The organism is Sphingomonas sp. SP1 (assembly GCF_058313395.1).
In genome coordinates, this window is record NZ_JBZFLC010000001.1 from 2,238,943 (window position 1) to 2,255,099 (window position 16,157).

Here is a 16,157-nt window from a genome sequence, read left to right on the forward strand (position 1 = left end):
AAAGCGCAGGATGCGCTAAGCTGAACAATCCGGCACAAGGATGAGCTATGACGGAACGGGCGGCTGACTGGAACGATTGGCGCTATTTCCTGGAAGTGGCGCGGAGCGGCAGCACGCTGTCGGCGGCGCGGGCATTGCACGTTAGCCAAACGACCGTGGCCCGCCGTATCGCCGCGCTGGAGGAGGCGGTCGGCCTCGTGCTGTTCGAACGCCGCAGCGCCGGTTACGCGACCACGTCGGCCGGCGCCGCGCTGGTCGAGCAGGCGCAGCAGCTGGAACAAAGTGCGATCGGCCTTGAGCAGAAAGCCCGGGCACAGGGGCGCGAGGCGGTCGGAACCGTTCGGCTCACGACCGAAGAAGTGTTCGCAAGTTGCCTCATCGCGCCGCACCTTCGCGATCTTCACGACCGTTTTCCCAACATCCGGCTGGAAATCGACACAACCCCGCTGCTCCGCGACCTGGGTAACGGCGAAGCCGACATTGCGCTTCGCAGCACCAGCCGGCAGCAGCCGGCAGGGCTGGTCGGCCGGATCATTTGCTGGGACGGCTGGACGCTCTACTGCAGCCGGGATTACGCCGCCCGCAACGGGGTGCCGACGTCCATTCCCAACCTGCAGCATCACGCTATCATCGGGGGCGGCGGGGGTCATCTCGCCCAGGAATATGGTGAGTGGCTGGAGCAGGCCGGCCTGTCGCATCGGGTGACGATGGAACAGGGATCGGCAACGGGTCTGCTGACCAGCGTCCGTACCGGACTCGGAATCGCGGTTCTGCCGTGCATCGTCGCGGACGCTGAACCCGACCTTATCCGCTGCGCACCGCCGCCGCGGGACGAAGAACGGCACCTATGGCTTTGTACGCACGAGCGGGTCCGGCATAATCCTGCCGTCCGGGCGGTGATCGACTTCCTCTACGAACGGCTGATCGCCCATGTTCACCGGATCGAGGAGCCGGCCGAAGCCGCCTGACCGGCTATTCGACGGTGACGCTCTTCGCCAAGTTGCGTGGCTGGTCGACATCGGTGCCTTTCAGCACCGCCACATGATAGGCGAGTAGCTGGACGGGCACGGCATAGACGAGCGGTGCGATCAACGGATGCACCTGCGGCATTTCAATGGTGGCGATGCACCCCTCACCTGCCGCCGCGATGCCGACAGCATCGCTGATCAGGACAATTTGCCCGCCGCGCGCGCGAACCTCCTGCATATTGCTGACGGTCTTGTCGAACAGCGGGCCGGAGGGCGCGAGTACGATCACTGGAACCTGGTCGTCGATCAGGGCGATCGGCCCATGCTTCATCTCGCCCGCGGCATAGCCCTCGGCATGGATGTAGCTGATTTCCTTAAGCTTCAGCGCTCCCTCGAGCGCCATGGGATAGTCCGGGCCGCGACCAAGATAGAGCACGTCGCGAGCCGGTACGATCAGGTGGGCCATGGCGGCGATGTCCGCGTCATGATCGATCGCTCGGCTCAACGCCTCAGGCGCTTCCTGCAGATGGGCGACGATCTCCCGTTCCTCGTCTTGGGTCATCCGACCCTTGGCCCGGGCAAGGTTCGTTGCAAACGAAGCCAGCACCGCAAGCTGACAAGTGAATGCCTTGGTGGAGGCGACCCCGATCTCCGGTCCGGCCCGCGTCGGGAGCAGCAGATCGGCCTCGCGCGCCATTGAGCTGGTCGGGACGTTGACCACCACCGCGATGGTCTGTCCTTTTTCGCGCGCATGCCGCAGGGCCGCCAGCGTGTCGGCCGTTTCGCCGCTTTGCGAGATGAAAAGGGCGAGGCCGCCCTCGTCAAGCACGGGATCGCGGTAGCGGAATTCGCTCGCCACATCGATGTCGACCGGCACTCGGGCGAACCGTTCGAACCAGTATTTCGCGACCATGCCGGCGTAGTAGCTGGTGCCGCAGGCAACGATCGTCACGCGCTCGATCGTGGACAGGTCGAAATCGAATGCGGGGATGGCGACCTCGCCTTCGTAGGCGCGGACATAGCTTTGCAGCGTTTGCGCGACGACGATCGGCTGCTCGAAGATCTCCTTGCGCATGAAGTGCGCGTGATTACCTTTGGAAATCGTTTCGGCGGATGCGCCGCTGTCGACCCGTTGCCGCTCGACCGGCTGGTTAGCACGATCGAAAATCTGCACGCCCTCGCGTCTGACGACGACCCAGTCGCCCTCGTCGAGATAGGCGATCCGGCGGGTCCAGGGAGCCAGCGCTATCGCGTCCGATCCAAGGAAGTTCTCGCCATCGCCATAGCCGACGGTCAGCGGCGCACCCATGCGCGCGCCAATCACCAGGTCGGGATGATCCCGGAACAGGAACGCCATGGCGAATGCTCCGTGAAGCCGCGGTAGCACTGCTGCCACTGCCTCCTGCGGGGCCTTCCCTGCCTCGATCTCGCGGGCGACCAGATGGGCGACGACCTCGCTGTCGGTCTCGCTCCCGAACCTGCGTCCCTCCGCGATCAATTCGTCGCGGAGCGGCTTGAAGTTCTCGATAATCCCGTTGTGCACCAGGGCGACTGGGCCAACGATATGGGGATGCGCGTTTCCTTCGGTCGGCGCCCCGTGAGTCGCCCAGCGAGTGTGCGCAATGCCGATCGTGCCCTCCGGCTGATCCTGGGCCAGTTTGGCCGCCAGATTGTCCAGCTTGCCCTCGGCCCGTTGCCGCTCGAACGCATGATCCCGGACCGTGCAGATCCCGGCCGAATCGTAACCCCGGTACTCCAGCCGTTTCAGCCCTTCGAACAAGCGCTGCGCAACAGCGCTCCTGCCGACGATCGCCACAATTCCGCACATGTTACTTGCCCTTCTTGGCGAGTTGCCGTTCGCGGAAGCGCGCCGCCCACCCGGACAGGCCTTTCTGGTCCGCGCGCGTGACCCCCAGCGCGTCCGGCTCGACATCGCGAGTCACGGTGGATCCTGCGCCTACAATCGCGCCCCGGCCGATGGTCACCGGCGCGACGAGCGCCGAGTTGGACCCTATGAAGGCGCCCTCCCCGATCACCGTCTTGTACTTGAAGAAACCGTCATAGTTGCAGGTGATGGTGCCCGCCCCGATATTCGCCTTCGCGCCAACCTCGGCGTCACCGATATAACTGAGATGATTGGCCTTGGCGCCAGCACCAAGGCGCGCCTGCTTGATTTCCACGAAGTTACCGACCTTCGCGCCTTTCTCCAGCACTGCTCCCGGACGGAGGCGAGCGAACGGACCGACCTCGCAACCTTCCCCGACATTGGCTCCGTCGATATGCGAAAAGGCGCGGATCGCGGAGTCGTCGCCGACCCGGACGCCGGGCCCAAAGACCACATGCGGCTCGACCGTCACATCTCGGCCCAACTGTGTGTCATAGCTGAACCAGACACTTTCCGGGTCGATCAGGGTCGCGCCTTCCTCAAGCGCCTGCAAGCGGCGCCGAGCCTGCCAATCCCGCTCCAGCGCGGCCAGCTCGGCGCGGCTGTTGACCCCGGCAGTCTGCCAGGGATCGCATTCGATCGCCACCGAATGACGCCCCTCTTCCGCCGCCACCATGACCACGTCTGGAAGATAATATTCGCCCGCCGCGTTGGCATTGCCGACTTTGCCCAGCCAGCGGAACAGGTCCTTGGATCGCACCGCCATCATGCCGGAATTGCACAGGCGGACTGCGCGCTCCGCCGGATTGGCGTCCTTGAATTCGACCATCCGGGCAATGCGGTCCTGATCTCCCAGGATCACCCGGCCATAGGCCCCAGGGTTGGCCGGCGACGACGCGAGCACGACCACGCCGGGCTTATCCGCCCCGTCCAGCCGCTCGCGCATGGCGTCCAGCGTTTCCGCCGCCACGAATGGCGTATCTCCGTACAGAATGATGACGGTCCCGTCGAAGCCGTCCAGCGCTTCTGCGGCCTGCTGCACGGCGTGGGCGGTACCCTTCTGCTCTTCCTGAACCGCGATCCGGGTATCATGGCTCTGCAGCGCCGCCTCGACCTGCTCCCGGCCCTTGCCCACCACGACCACGCGCCGATCCGCCCCCAGACGGTCGACGGTATCGAGCAAATGCTCGAGCATCGGGCGGCCGGCGACCGGGTGCAGGACCTTGTGGGTATCCGACCGCATGCGGGTGCCTTGTCCGGCGGCGAGAATGACAACGGAAAACGCGTTCATGGCGGTCCCTTGGCATGACCGTGAGCGCGGCGCCAGATGCAAGCGGGGCGCCGCTTTTCAGCGACGCCCCGCGATGACGACGGACGCTCGGCCGTCCGTGCATTTCAGCCTTCGGTGCCGGGGCCCGTCTTGCCGCCCCGACCGCGGGTAGTGCTGCCGCGACGTGCAGCGGCCGAACGGGGCTTGGCAGTCGCCGACGACGCGCGCTTTCGCGTCGACGAAGCCGGAGCGTTTCGCGCGCCGCTCTTGGTCTCGGGTTCGACCGTCCTGGCCGCTGCGGCGGCGCGCGGCTTGGCCGTACGCGCAGCGCCACTCTTGGCAGTGCTTCCCGTCGAACGGGCACGCGAGGTGCTACGGTTCGCCGAGGTCCTTCCCGACGAGGCGGCTTGCGACCTGGAAGTGGAGCTTCTCCGGTCGTTGTCGGCCCCGAAAATCTCACCCGAAAGAACGCGCTGCGCAGCATCGGCCACCGCGTCCGCGATCAGCGAGCCAAGCTTCGCCGCGCTGCCAACGACCGAACTGGTGGCCTTGCTCGCCGTATCGGCGGCGTCGAGGCCCGCATCGCGGATCTTCTTGCGCGCACTCGGCGAGGCGCTGATTGCTGCGGCCGCCGCGGCAAGGCCGGCGGCGAGCATCTCCTTGCTCATGGCCGCCTTGGCCAGCTTGTCGAGTGTTTCCTGGCTGACCGGCCCGGTCTTCGCCTTCCGGCTACCCGAAGTATCGGAAGAACTCGAACCCGCCTGAGATTTGGTGCCGCCGGCGCCGCCGCTCGGCAAGCTGCTGTTCTGACTGGTGAAGGACGCGTTGCCTCCATCGTTGTTCGATTTACCGGTGGTTTTCGCTTTCGCCACGATCGACTCCCTCCTGTTTGGTTGGGACAAGCGATGCAGGCGCGAAACGGTTCCGTTTGTCAAACGGCGGACCAGTCAAAGGCGACCGCCACTTTGCTGTGACGGTCGCCTCCGAACATGGTCAGCGGCCGGAGAGCTCCAGCCCGGGAGACCATGGGCAGCCTGTTTAGAGCTGCGCCTCCCGAACGAACTTCACCGACCCCTCTGCTGAACCATGAGACATCGGATCACCTCCTTTCGCTGCGTTGTCGCCATGCATATGAATGCGCGAAATAAAGGTTCGATCAAGTCTTGTTTTGATTTTTACTTTCGGCAATCTTCGATGCTTCGCGCCGCTTCCGGCCAAGCCGGCAAGATCAGGCGCACTGCCCCTCCTCCATCAACGGCGAACCGGCCCCGGCTGAATGCGATCGCGTCGAGCAGTTGATCACGCGCGCCCAAGGTTCCACTGATAGGAAGAACGCGCTCAAGACTGGTCGTGCGTACCGTCAGGCTGGCGCCAGGGACGGCGCCGGGCCGGACAATGGTCAACAACCGCGACTGCAGATTGCAGCGCAGGATCAATTGCACGCCACCAGTGCCCTGGAACAGCGCCTCGCTGCCGCCCGGAATTGAACGCCATACCCACGCTCCTGCCGAGACGGGCGCCACTCTCCAATCGGCCTGAGGGGGGATAAACTGAGGGGTGGCCACCGCCTGCGCCGCGGCCATTATTAACACGGAAAGAGCTGTCATTTGCCGAGCTTGTCCACCTTTGCCTTCAAAGCTTCCAATTCGGCCCGAAGCGCGTCAACATCGCCGCCCTCAATGGGGTCCACTGGAACTGCAGCCTCCTGCCCGCGCGTACCCGAACGAGTGGTGAACTGCTCGAACATGGCCATGTTACGCTTGGCGATATCGGTGAAGATGTTTGCCCCGAAGGCATCGGCGAAGGCAGCCTGGTTCTTGTGAAAACTTGCCATAGCACTGTCGAGGTATTGCGGAACCAGACCCTGCATCGAATTGCCGTACAGGCCGATGATCTGCCGCAGGAAGTTCACCGGCAACAAGGTCGCGCCGCTGCGGGATTCCTCCTCCACGATGATTTGGGTCAGCACCTGCCGGGTGATATCCTCCCCCGTCCGTGCATCGACCACTTCGAAGTCACGGCCTTCTCGGATCATCTGGGCAAGTCGGTCGAGAGTGACGTAGGCGCTGCTTTCCGTGTCGTAGAGCCGGCGGTTCGCGTATTTCTTGATCGTCACCTTGTCGGTGGGCGACTTGGGCATGCTAGGCTCCTGAATGACATGGGCGACGATCTAGCACCCGCTTCTGATGCACTGCAACAAAGGTACGGTCCCAGGCCGCTGCCATTGTTTCTCGAACTGGTCCGACAGGTCAGCGAGCGCGATCCGGCGCTTCGTCGGGATGCGCTGGCCGGTCTTTCCATCTACCAGCGCGCCAAACGCCGCCCCGTCGGTCGGAAGCGACCGATTTTTCACGATCTTGATGGAACAAGGCTGCGCGACTGCGGCGGCTCGGGCGCGCCCATTGTCCTGGTCCCGTCGCTGATCAATCCGCCCGCGATCCTGGACCTCGACGCAGGATCATCGCTGGCCGAGGCATTGACATCGGTTGGCCGCATCCTGCTGCTCGATTGGGGCAGTGCCAACAACCGCCTCGACCTCGATGTCGGCGCCCACGTCGTCCGCAGACTGCTGCCGCTGCTCGATCAGCTCGGCGAGCAACCGATCCTGATAGGTTATTGCCTTGGCGGGTCCATGGCCCTGGCCGCTGCCGCCCTCCGCCCAGCGATCCCGGCGGTGGTCACCCTTGCCGCGCCTTGGGTGTTTGACGCCTACCCGCCCGAGGCTCGCCGGCGGCTGTTGACCCTCTGGCAACAATCCGTGGTGGCGGCCGAGCAACTTGGGGTTCTTCCGCTGGAAGTGCTCCAGGCTGCGTTCTGGTCGATCGCTCCGGTGCGTGTCGTATCAAAGTTCGCGCGGTTGACCCGGCTCAATCCGAACGGTGATGAATGTCGTCGGTTCGTTGCCCTGGAAGACTGGGCCAACACGGGTGAGCCCATGCCGCTGCCGGCTGCCCGGGAATTGATCGAGGACCTGTTCGGACGGGACCTCCCCGGCCGGGCCGAATGGATCGGCCATGGCCTACCGGCATGCCCCACGCTACACTTTTCGGCCAGCGACGACCTCATCGTTCCCGCCGGCACCGCCCCCCCGATCGGCGAACATCTGGCTTCTCCGGCCGGTCATGTCGGTATGATCGTCGGCCGCTCAGCATCGGAAAAGCTGCATCGGCCCCTGCGCCAATGGCTTGAAGCCCATCGCATGCCCCGCTAAGCGGTCCCCACGCACCCGTAGCTCAGCTGGATAGAGCGTTGCCCTCCGAAGGCAAAGGCCACACGTTCGAATCGTGTCGGGTGCGCCATTTTCCCCTCTCCGTGCGCGCCCATTACCGCCGCCAATCCTTGCACAATCTTGCAGGTAGATTCCGGAACAGACCGGGAAAACGCGTTCAAATCCCGTACAAGGAACCAGCATGACTGACGCGCAATCCCTCACCCGCGACCGGCTTGGCCTGATCGCGCTGGCGGCATGGCTTAGGTGGCGACGAACATCAGGAACGGGATCACGGCCATCCCGTCGCCAACCCGGTCGACCATGAACAGGACTTCGATGGTGCGATGCCCGGCCTCTCCCCCACTGAGCAGGAAGATGACGTCGGGCACCGCCCCCATGATGATGACGGACAACAGGCAGTTGATCTTGAACCGGTAGAGCGAGAGGATGGTGGTGCCCTCGTTCCACGGCTGCCTGACCGGGTTGGCCAGGCGCAGGCTGATTTCGCGGTTGGTGCGCCCCTCCATGAGATTAACCACGAGCAAGGCAATGGCCATGCCGCACAACAGGGTGAGGCCGAACAGGGCAAAGCCATAGGCCCATGCGCTGTCATCGAAGCTTGGCGGGAAGCGGGAGGCGGGGAGGCTTGTCATGCCGCCCTCGCCAGTGTTGCTAGGGGCGCTCCGACCGGGCTATGCTTGACCCGGTGAGCGTAGAAAGCCTGTCCCGCGCAGCCCTGTGGGGCGCGATCACCCTCGTTTTGCTGTTCGCCGCGTTCAGCGTCACCTACGCACAGCCGTTCCTGGACGATTGGTGTTTCGCAATCGATCCGCGCAGCCCGCTCGAACAGGCAAACGCACTCTACATGGAATGGTCCGGACGCTGGCCCGCCATGCTGTTGATGGCCGCTTCGCTGCATGGCCGCGACCTCACCGACGAACTGCCGCTCTACCTGCTTTGGTCGCTGCCCATCTGGGGTGCTGGCTTCGTGTTCGCCGCCAAGGCAATTCTGACCGGCGCGACGTGGCGCACCGCCCTGCTGGTGGGCGGCGCCATGCTCGCCCTGATGTGGGGCGCGGCTCCCGGAACGGTCGAGTTGTTCTATTGGATGCCCGGCACAGCAGTTTACGGGGTCAGCTTCATGCTTGGCGCCGGAGCCGCTTTGCTCATTTCGACGGGTCGCTGCGCCCTGGCGCTTATTCCGGCGCTGGTGGCGGCGTGGATGAACGAGCTGGCCGGTATCGCCCTGATCGTCGCATTCGCTGCCCTGATGCTGTCCGAACGCCGCGCCGCCCTGCCATTGATCGGAGCGGCAATCGGCTTTGCCCTGGTCGCCTTTTCCCCCGGCAATGCCGCCCGGGGCGGACATCTCAACCTCGACCTTCCCCGCCTCGCCTACAGCCTCGTTCGGCCCTACGAGTCCGCCGTGTCGGTGCTGACCGACCCGCGATTGCTCGTCTTGGCTTTGTTCGTTGCCTGCCTGCCGGGAGCCATGAGCCGGCCCGCCCGCTTGGCTTGTTCCGCTCGCCACCGTTGCCGCCGTCGTCTTGTGCAATGCCGCCTTTATCATCGCCTCGGGAAGCACTCCGAGCTTGCGGGTGCTCGGCTTCATGTATGCCTTGGGCCTTATTGGCTGGATCGCGACGGCATGGATGTGGCGCGGAACCCTGAAAGTCGGAACGGCAGTCCCAGGTTTCGCCCTTGCCGTCGCGATCCTGACCGCTCCGGTCGTCGGCAACAACCTGCACGATCTGCCGATGGTATTCAGCGAATGGAACCCGGCCAACAAGCGGCTCTACGCCGATCTGCGGAGCAGGGCTGGGCAGGACGTGGTGGTGTCCGACTTCACGCGGTATCCCTCGATGCAACCGAACCGCGCAATCGACTTCAACGCCTCGTACCTCATCAACCGCTGCCAGGCCCGCTACTTCGGGTTGCGCTCGATCCGGGGCACCGGCCCAAGCGGTTATCGCTGGAGGCCGACCTACTAGGGTCACGCCGCAATGATCCCGTGCCCGGCGGTGGGGCGAAGCCGGGCCAGAAGCGTGTTGAAAGCGGTGGCGAGCGCGTCATACTCCGCTTTCGTGGGAGCGGCTGCGGCCATCGGCACGTCGGCAATCGCGGCGCCGCGCGCACCAAGCACCTTCGTGTTCCCGACCCGGATATCGCCGTAAGCGACATTGACCCCGAGCGTGTCCACGATGAACACCTGCGCGCCGAAAGAGATTTCAAAGATGTGGGCAAGGCCGGATGGCGGAATGTGGACGTTGTGCCCGATCGAGAAGATGAGGAAGTACGCGCTTAGCTGATCGGAACGGGCGACGTATTTGTCTCGCGAGACACTGCTTCACCCATGCTCGCGCTCCAATTGCTCCGCCCGGTACCACAGCCGGCAAAGCTCGGCCCGGCGGACCAGCCCCAGCTTGGCGAAGATCTGCCGCAGGTGGCTGGACACCGTGTTTGGCGAGATATCCAGCGCCCGGGCGATTTCCTTGTTCGATCGTCCGCGCGCCACCTGCCCCGCGATCTCGCATTCCCGAACGGACAGGCAGGCGAACGGGTCCGTCGGCCGGACCGTTGCCAGCCAGTCGTCGACCGCAGGTGCGCCCCCATAGACTGGGCTCGGCGCCGGGTTCCGACGGTCAAAGGCGAACAAAACACTGCGAGTGACCATGGTTGGGCTCCCCGCACCGATGGTCAGGCAGATCTTGGAACAGCGGTGCGGAACGGCACCACATTAGCCCCCGAAACCGGCCCTTCCTGGCTTAAGCCAATCGACTCGGCACTTGTGCGCCAATCATCGCACGCATCTACGATCGCCTCAAGGAAGGCCTCGAAATCGATCCGCACGCTGGACAGAAGATAGTCCTGTGCCAGCCAGTTGAGGATGGTCCGGCCGGAACTTGCCATGCGGCTGCGCTGGGACGTCAGCGGGACCTCGACGAAGTACCGCTGCATGATTTCCTCCAGCACATCCCAGGCGCTGTCGGCGCCGAACAGACTCCGCACGTCGCCCGAGCCTAGGATGTTGAACGCCTCACGCAGCAGGATCAGCACTTCGCTGCGAAGCACCGCGATATGGCCGTAGGAGACCTGCTTCAGGTTGTGCCGCAGGTCCAGGCCGGAACGCCGCACCACCGCCATGCTGCCAAAGGTCTCGCGCGTCCCGTCGGGCCGCAGCACCTCGGACACCCGCTTGTCGCTGAAATAGCGGCTGACATGTTCGCAGAAATTGCTCAGCAGGCCATGGAAGGCATTGTTAGGCTCCGATCCTGTGGGCGTTGGCGCGCTCGTGTAGCCGAACACCTTGCGATAGGCGGAATGGCGCTCGCTGGCGGTAAAGCGCAGCACTTTCTTGCGATCGTATTGATAGAGCGACATCGCGCCCGGGCCGTCGGACAGGCGCACCTCGCCGGAGCGGAACAGCGATTGCAGCTTCAAGATCGCCCGGAAGACGCCCGCGCGCTCGTGCTGATAGATGTAATACAGGTCCCCGACGGCCAGCAGCCGTTCGCGCCGGACATCATTGTCATAGCCGGGAACGCTGGTCGGCGACGGCGCTTCGCCGACGTTGCGGGCAACCGTGCTGCCGAGGCCGATGAGGTTGGACAGACCCCCATCTTCGGGCAGCTTCTCGACTACAGCCTCGTCGATCATCTCGTGTGCAGCATCGACATAGCTGTTGAGCAGCTCGGCGCCGGATGACGGCCCGGCCGACAACTCGTCCCGCGCGGCGCCGACCACTGTCGTGCGTAGCGCCTCCAGCCTGGCGAGCAACTCATCATACTCGCGGCGGGTGATATACGGTACCTTATGGTCGGACATGATCATGCTCCCCTTCTGGGATGCCGGGTTCGATTGGATGGCGCGGTCAGACCTTGTGCAGCCCGGCCGCGAGGTTGCCGGCTGATTCCACCAACTTCTCGAGGCCAAGGATGCGTTCGATGACATCGTCGTCGTCGGGGACGTCGAGATCTGCGAGCACGGATCGGCAACGCTGCAGCGTTCCTTTCAATGTTGAGCACGCGACTCCAAGGTCGTCCATCGTCCCCGGCCGCATTTCGTCATAGGCCCGGTCCGACAAGCCGTAGGTGGCAGCGAGGTCCTCCAGCCAGTCGAGCGCCTCGTTCAGCTCGTCGGCGAGATAGCGATCCCTGCGATCCTCTCCCGTTACCGTGGCCCCCACCCAGGTCGCGGTGGCACGGCTACCGTCGATGTCCGCGCGTGTCGCTTCGACCTGCGTGGCGATCGCCTCCATGATGCGGCGCAGGTGATAGGCCTGCTCGCTGCGTTGCGCGGTGTTCCACTGGTCCGTCAGTTGCTTGAACAGGTTCCCAGTCTGCTCGAACAATTGCGCGATAAGTCCGGTGACCTCTTCGACCGCGCTGCCGGGCCATTTGTTGAACCGGGAACTGGCGCCAGCTTGGAACGCTTGGCCCACCTTTTCCCAATTCGGGTCCTTGGCCGACCCTTTGGGGCGCAATCCGAGCGCGAAGAGCTGCTGGATGAGGGCGTCCTTCAGCATTTCCACCTCGTAGGAAGCGCGCTGTGCCGGCGGTCCGCCGGGCCGCGACGCAAGGTCGCGCACCGCGTCGAGCTGGCGCCCGAACCGTCTGCGCGCACTTTCCACACGCACCGGGTCGTTGATCGGCCAGTCTTCCAGCGTATCGGCCACAGCCAACAGGTCGTCCAGGGTCATGCCGACCCGCGTCGCCAGTGCAGTTCCCAGTTCCGCGCCGAGCGCCAGCCGTCCGACCAGCTCACCATCCGAACTGCCGGACCGCTCGGTCAGCGAATAGCGGCGAGGTACCGCGCGCAAGCCGCTGATGGGATCGTCGCTCACCTCGAATCGCCGGTCGAGCACTTCGATTAACCGGTCCGCCATTCGCGACGCATCGGGGCGCCGCGGATCGAGAATGCCGTCGCGATGCGGGAGCCCAAAGCTGTCGAGTGTCGCCACCAGCTGCGCCTGGATCTTGCTTCCGCCCGCGGTCGCCGATTGGCCCACAGAGCTCACCCGGACCTGGATTGGGCGATCGATCCTGCCCCGATCTGCTTCGTTCATGACGGGCTCCTCCTGTGGCAATTGGTCGGCCAGATCGGCCAAGGCTGTGTGATAGGCGGCGGCCTTGTTCTCGACCTGCTTTAGCTGGGCGACGACCCTTTCGGCCGCCGCGGAATGGGTTTCCTCGACTTCGCACTGGCAATCCTCGGCAATGCCGGGCTCAAGCACGCCGTCTTTGAGTTCCTGCAGCCAGAGCAGGCCTTGGGTCACGGCCGCGAAGGTCAGCGGGTCATCGGCTTTCGGAAGCGGTTCGGTCCCACTCGCCTCCAGCTTGCGGCGCAGAAGGTCGACACTCTTCAATTCACCGACGGCGGTGCCGACCGGCGGGATGACCGCCTTCAATCGCCGCAGCGCCGTGGCCAGCTGCGCGCGCTGGCCGTCCAGCATCTTTCGTATGCTTTCGAGATTGTCCGAAGAAGCTTTCGCCAGAGGGTTCGGCATTGGCTCAGCTCCTTGCCAGGGTGGCGTAAAGGGCGCGGTACAGAACTTCCGGACTGACCTTGCGCCGAGCAAGCGCGAGCCGGACGGCGCCGATCAGGAACCGCTCCGGCAACACTCCCGTGGAATCGCCGCTCTCCAGTCGCGTCGCCGCTTCCTGTACGAGCAGCGCGTGCTTCGGTTCGAAGCGGACCACGTCGACAAGGCGCTTGCCGCCATATTCGGGCATCGGCGTGAAGCAGACCGCCTGCACCATGGCCGCCAGCTGTTGCGGCAATTTGTCGCGCACCCATTTCGGAATTTGTGCCCACGAAGAGGCGGGATACAGCCTGTCCCAGGCTGCTCGGAACTGCTGCGCATCATCGGCAAAACCGACCCGCTCGAGCAAATGGATATTGAGCGGAACCCGGATGATCGGAGACGGATGCACCGCGTCGTCCGAATAAGCCGAGGTCGCCGCACGCGATCGCCCGACCACGTCCATCAACGAACCGACATAGGCCGGCCCGATCAGCAGCGTGCCGGCCAGATCGGCGAAGCTCTCCTTGTGCCACCTTGCCCATACCGCTGCATTGCGGCGAGGCAGCCCTGCCTTTGCAAACGTCTCCGCGATCCGCCGCGGCATGACGTCCCATAGTCCGAGGTCGCTTTGCAGGTTGTGCGCCACCTCGTGCGGAATGGCGCCAAGCGACCACGGGTTCACCAGCCGGTGATAGGGCACCTTGACCAGCGGAAACGGGTTCGGCTTGGCCCCGATCAGGGACAGCTTCACACCGCGGCGGAAGGTCGCCGGGCCGAAGCCGGTTTCAACATAGGTGAATGGCGACGGGCTGGGGATCGAGCGGGCTCGCCCAAGGCCGAGGTAGGTCGCCTGATAACAATCCAGTGCAACCCGATCCATGCCGCGCAGCAGGTGGGCAAACGGCCCCCGGCGCTGGGTGAAGAGATTGAAGTAGAACTCCCACAACTTCTCGATCTCGCCCGACAAGGCCTGGTGCCGCTGCTTCGATTGCAGCATCGCATTGCAGGCCGCATCGTCTCCCGTCGCTGCCACGGCCCGGCATGCCACCGCGAGCCGGCGATCCTCCGCCAGTTCCGATCGCCGCGCGGCGCGCAGCATATCATTGACGGCCGCGATGTGCGCCGGGCTTGGCGACTCGGGCCCACGTCCAAACTCTTCCCTGTGAAAGCAGCGCAGCGCGTTGGCGTGGCGCTGGGCATTGACCTGCGTGCGCAAGGCAAAAAAGCCGAGGGCAGGCACCTTGCCGGCTTGGGATTTCGGAGCAACCGGCCGCGCGCGCTGTGCCTGCGGACGTTCTAGAAGCAGTGCAGCGCTCATGCCGCCAGCTCCATGTCCTGCAGTTCGACATCGGAGAATTTGTCACCGCCGCCTCGCGTGAACGGCAGAATGGCCGCCACGGCGACGATCATCGCCTTCATCGCAGGCAATGCCGCCGCATCGAACGCCTGGGCAATCCCTTCCGCAGTCACCGCGATGTCTCCTTCCGGCCAGCCACGCCGCCGCGCCAGCAGGATGAAGCCACGCCCCACCACGCCGCCCAACGTCGGCGGAACGCCGGACGCGTTGCCGGCAGCAACCAGGCTGAGCGCTTCCGCCGCCACGTCCCGCGCAAGCTGTGCCGCCACGATCCGGATTTCCTGCGGCGGGATAGCGCGCCGCGTACCGGATCTGCGCATCAGCCCGGCGAGGACGACCGCAAGATCCGCCGCAAGCTTGCCTTGTGCCGCCGCTAGAGCTTGCCGTTGCCGCTCGCTGTACCGGCGTGTCGCGAGTGCCTTCCGCTGATCGAGACGTCGCACCATCCGTTTGGAGCGCTGGGCGAGGTGGACGGTCTTGGTTCGGTTGGGCTTGCCCTGCCAGGCCATGTCGTCCGCCTCGGATACGCCCGGCCGGCGCCGCAGCGCTGCCATGCGCCCGATATGCAGCGCATATTGCAACGCCGCCGCCAGCTGCCGCCGGGCATAGGCGATCGCCCCTGGGAAGTCGGCGGACGCATCAGCGCCTGCGCGATTGGCTAGACGGTCGACGATCGCCAGCTTGTCGCGGGCTTCCTGCGCAAGCCTTCCGGCCTGCCAACCGAAACGATTCCTTGCGGCATCGCTCAACGGGCGCGGCTGCTCGCGCAGGGCCTTTGCCGCTAGCCAGGTCTTGCGAAGCTGCTGGTCGGCGTCGCCGCGGATGATGGTCGGTCCATGCATGGCATGCCTCGCATCCGACTGGGCCGGCGGCGCTGATGCTGACCGCCGGAACCCAATCCATTTACATGAAGCGCTCTGCCCGCGCGATGGCGGCGCGATTGATCTGCCCTTTCTTTCGCGCATTGTTCGACAGGGCCCGGCCGAGCGCCTGGGGATTGCCAAGCACGCGCTTGGCCTGCGTGCGCATCACGCGAACGGCGGTGCGAGGCGTGATCGGCCGGCCCCCCCGGGCTTTCGCCGACAATGTCGCCAGCGTGCGTTTCTGGATGGTTGGTAATGTCCGAATGAGGACCCGGGCCCGCGGATCGGGACTCGCCGCCAGTTGCCGCGCCACGTCGCCGCCCGCGCGAGCAAGGATCGGCACTACCGCCTTCACCGGCAATGGCGCGCGGCTGGCAAGTGTCACCGTGATCGCTGATCCCATGCTTTGCGCCAACGGCGCGGCAAGGCGGGTCGCGCTGTCGGCCATCGACTCGGACAAGGATTCGTCGATCGGCGGAACCGATGCAGGCGCATTCAGCTCGTCTTCGCTTTCACCTTCTTCCTCGCCCTCGAGCGACTTGGCGATGGATCCCAGCTTGCCGCCCAACGCGGCGCCGGCCGGTCCGCCCAGCGCCCCTCCGATCACCGTGCCGATCTGCGGCGCGAAATTCTTGGCGATGGGCGCAACCTTCGCGACGACATTCTTCAGGCCCTTGAAGAGTCCACCCAGGAACGGGTCGCCCTCGCCTTCGCCCTCGAAACTATATTGGTCGAAGCTGTCGGTCTCGAAGCTGAACTCTTCCTCCCCTTCGCCGAAACCCTCACCGAAGCCGTCCGAGTATTGATCGCCGAACTGATCACTCGCAAAATCCTCGAACGAGCCCTGCTCGTACATGCCGAGTGGCGCTTCGCCGACCATGGTCTCGTTCTCGTAGAGGTAATTGTCCATCGTCGCCTCCTGGAAAGACGCCCGTTCGCGCCATGAGATCGAAGACGGATTGTCTGCCTCGCCGCAAGCAGCAGCAAGGGTTGGCGGCATGCTCCCTCGTTCGGACTAGCATGTTCGGATTACTCCGCGTGCCACTGGTTTCACCAAGCCACTTTTCCCTGCTTCACAG

General features: G+C 64.7%; 15 protein-coding genes and 1 tRNA gene. 4 read left to right on the forward strand and 12 right to left on the reverse strand.

What is annotated here, in order from left to right; translation table 11 throughout:
* Window positions 1–47: 47 nt before the first annotated feature.
* Window positions 48–968: a LysR family transcriptional regulator gene (locus tag AC4GYS_RS11345; protein ID WP_491109183.1), complete on the forward strand. Its 921-nt coding sequence runs from the start codon at window positions 48–50 to the stop codon at window positions 966–968.
* Between the two features lie 4 nt (window positions 969–972).
* Here AC4GYS_RS11345 and glmS read toward each other — a convergent pair whose 3' ends face one another.
* From glmS to phaR, 5 genes are all read right to left on the reverse strand, one after another.
* Entirely contained in the window at window positions 973–2,796 is a 1,824-nt protein-coding gene (gene glmS, locus AC4GYS_RS11350; protein ID WP_491109184.1) for a glutamine--fructose-6-phosphate transaminase (isomerizing), read from the reverse strand.
* A gap of 1 nt (window position 2,797) precedes the next feature.
* Window positions 2,798–4,144 (reverse strand): bifunctional UDP-N-acetylglucosamine diphosphorylase/glucosamine-1-phosphate N-acetyltransferase GlmU, encoded by a 1,347-nt coding sequence (gene glmU, locus AC4GYS_RS11355; RefSeq protein WP_491109185.1) that lies wholly within the window; start codon window positions 4,142–4,144, stop codon window positions 2,798–2,800.
* 104 nt (window positions 4,145–4,248) lie between these two features.
* Window positions 4,249–4,995, reverse strand: coding sequence for a hypothetical protein (locus AC4GYS_RS11360; protein ID WP_491109186.1), 747 nt, complete (start codon window positions 4,993–4,995; stop codon window positions 4,249–4,251).
* A 303-nt stretch (window positions 4,996–5,298) separates the two neighbouring features.
* Window positions 5,299–5,706 (reverse strand): hypothetical protein, encoded by a 408-nt coding sequence (locus AC4GYS_RS11365; RefSeq protein ID WP_491109187.1) that lies wholly within the window; start codon window positions 5,704–5,706, stop codon window positions 5,299–5,301.
* Between the two features lie 20 nt (window positions 5,707–5,726).
* The gene (gene phaR / locus AC4GYS_RS11370; protein WP_491109188.1) at window positions 5,727–6,263 is read right to left on the reverse strand and encodes a polyhydroxyalkanoate synthesis repressor PhaR; all 537 of its coding nucleotides are present in this window, start codon (window positions 6,261–6,263) and stop codon (window positions 5,727–5,729) included.
* A gap of 18 nt (window positions 6,264–6,281) precedes the next feature.
* On the opposite strand from phaR, the gene AC4GYS_RS11375 reads away from it, so the two are divergent.
* Both AC4GYS_RS11375 and AC4GYS_RS11380 read left to right on the forward strand, forming a co-directional pair.
* On the forward strand, window positions 6,282–7,334 hold the full coding sequence (locus AC4GYS_RS11375; protein WP_491109189.1) for an alpha/beta hydrolase: 1,053 nt from the start codon (window positions 6,282–6,284) through the stop codon (window positions 7,332–7,334).
* An 11-nt stretch (window positions 7,335–7,345) separates the two neighbouring features.
* Window positions 7,346–7,422: transfer RNA gene (locus tag AC4GYS_RS11380), tRNA-Arg, on the forward strand.
* A 172-nt stretch (window positions 7,423–7,594) separates the two neighbouring features.
* Here the strand turns inward: AC4GYS_RS11380 and AC4GYS_RS11385 are convergent.
* Window positions 7,595–7,987 carry a hypothetical protein gene (locus AC4GYS_RS11385; protein ID WP_491109190.1) on the reverse strand — a complete coding sequence of 131 codons (393 nt, stop codon included), beginning with the start codon at window positions 7,985–7,987 and terminating at the stop codon, window positions 7,595–7,597.
* Between the two features lie 53 nt (window positions 7,988–8,040).
* Here AC4GYS_RS11385 and AC4GYS_RS11390 point away from each other — a divergent pair, with 53 nt between their 5' ends.
* On the forward strand, window positions 8,041–9,639 hold the full coding sequence (locus AC4GYS_RS11390; protein ID WP_491109191.1) for a hypothetical protein: 1,599 nt from the start codon (window positions 8,041–8,043) through the stop codon (window positions 9,637–9,639).
* 42 nt (window positions 9,640–9,681) lie between these two features.
* Here AC4GYS_RS11390 and AC4GYS_RS11395 read toward each other — a convergent pair whose 3' ends face one another.
* The 6 genes from AC4GYS_RS11395 to AC4GYS_RS11420 all read right to left on the reverse strand — a co-directional run bounded on the left by AC4GYS_RS11395 (window position 9,682) and on the right by AC4GYS_RS11420 (window position 15,988).
* Window positions 9,682–10,008, reverse strand: coding sequence for a response regulator transcription factor (locus AC4GYS_RS11395; protein ID WP_491109193.1), 327 nt, complete (start codon window positions 10,006–10,008; stop codon window positions 9,682–9,684).
* A 23-nt stretch (window positions 10,009–10,031) separates the two neighbouring features.
* Window positions 10,032–11,159, reverse strand: coding sequence for a hypothetical protein (locus AC4GYS_RS11400; protein ID WP_491109194.1), 1,128 nt, complete (start codon window positions 11,157–11,159; stop codon window positions 10,032–10,034).
* Between the two features lie 46 nt (window positions 11,160–11,205).
* Window positions 11,206–12,840, reverse strand: a complete 1,635-nt coding sequence (locus tag AC4GYS_RS11405; protein WP_491109195.1) for a hypothetical protein — start codon at window positions 12,838–12,840, stop codon at window positions 11,206–11,208.
* A 4-nt stretch (window positions 12,841–12,844) separates the two neighbouring features.
* Window positions 12,845–14,176 carry a hypothetical protein gene (locus AC4GYS_RS11410; protein ID WP_491109196.1) on the reverse strand — a complete coding sequence of 444 codons (1,332 nt, stop codon included), beginning with the start codon at window positions 14,174–14,176 and terminating at the stop codon, window positions 12,845–12,847.
* Entirely contained in the window at window positions 14,173–15,057 is an 885-nt protein-coding gene (locus AC4GYS_RS11415) for a hypothetical protein (RefSeq protein WP_491109197.1), read from the reverse strand. The genes AC4GYS_RS11410 and AC4GYS_RS11415 overlap by 4 nt, the downstream gene beginning before the upstream one ends.
* Window positions 15,058–15,118: 61 nt before the next feature.
* Window positions 15,119–15,988 carry a hypothetical protein gene (locus AC4GYS_RS11420; protein ID WP_491109198.1) on the reverse strand — a complete coding sequence of 290 codons (870 nt, stop codon included), beginning with the start codon at window positions 15,986–15,988 and terminating at the stop codon, window positions 15,119–15,121.
* Between the last annotated feature and the right edge of the window lie 169 nt (window positions 15,989–16,157).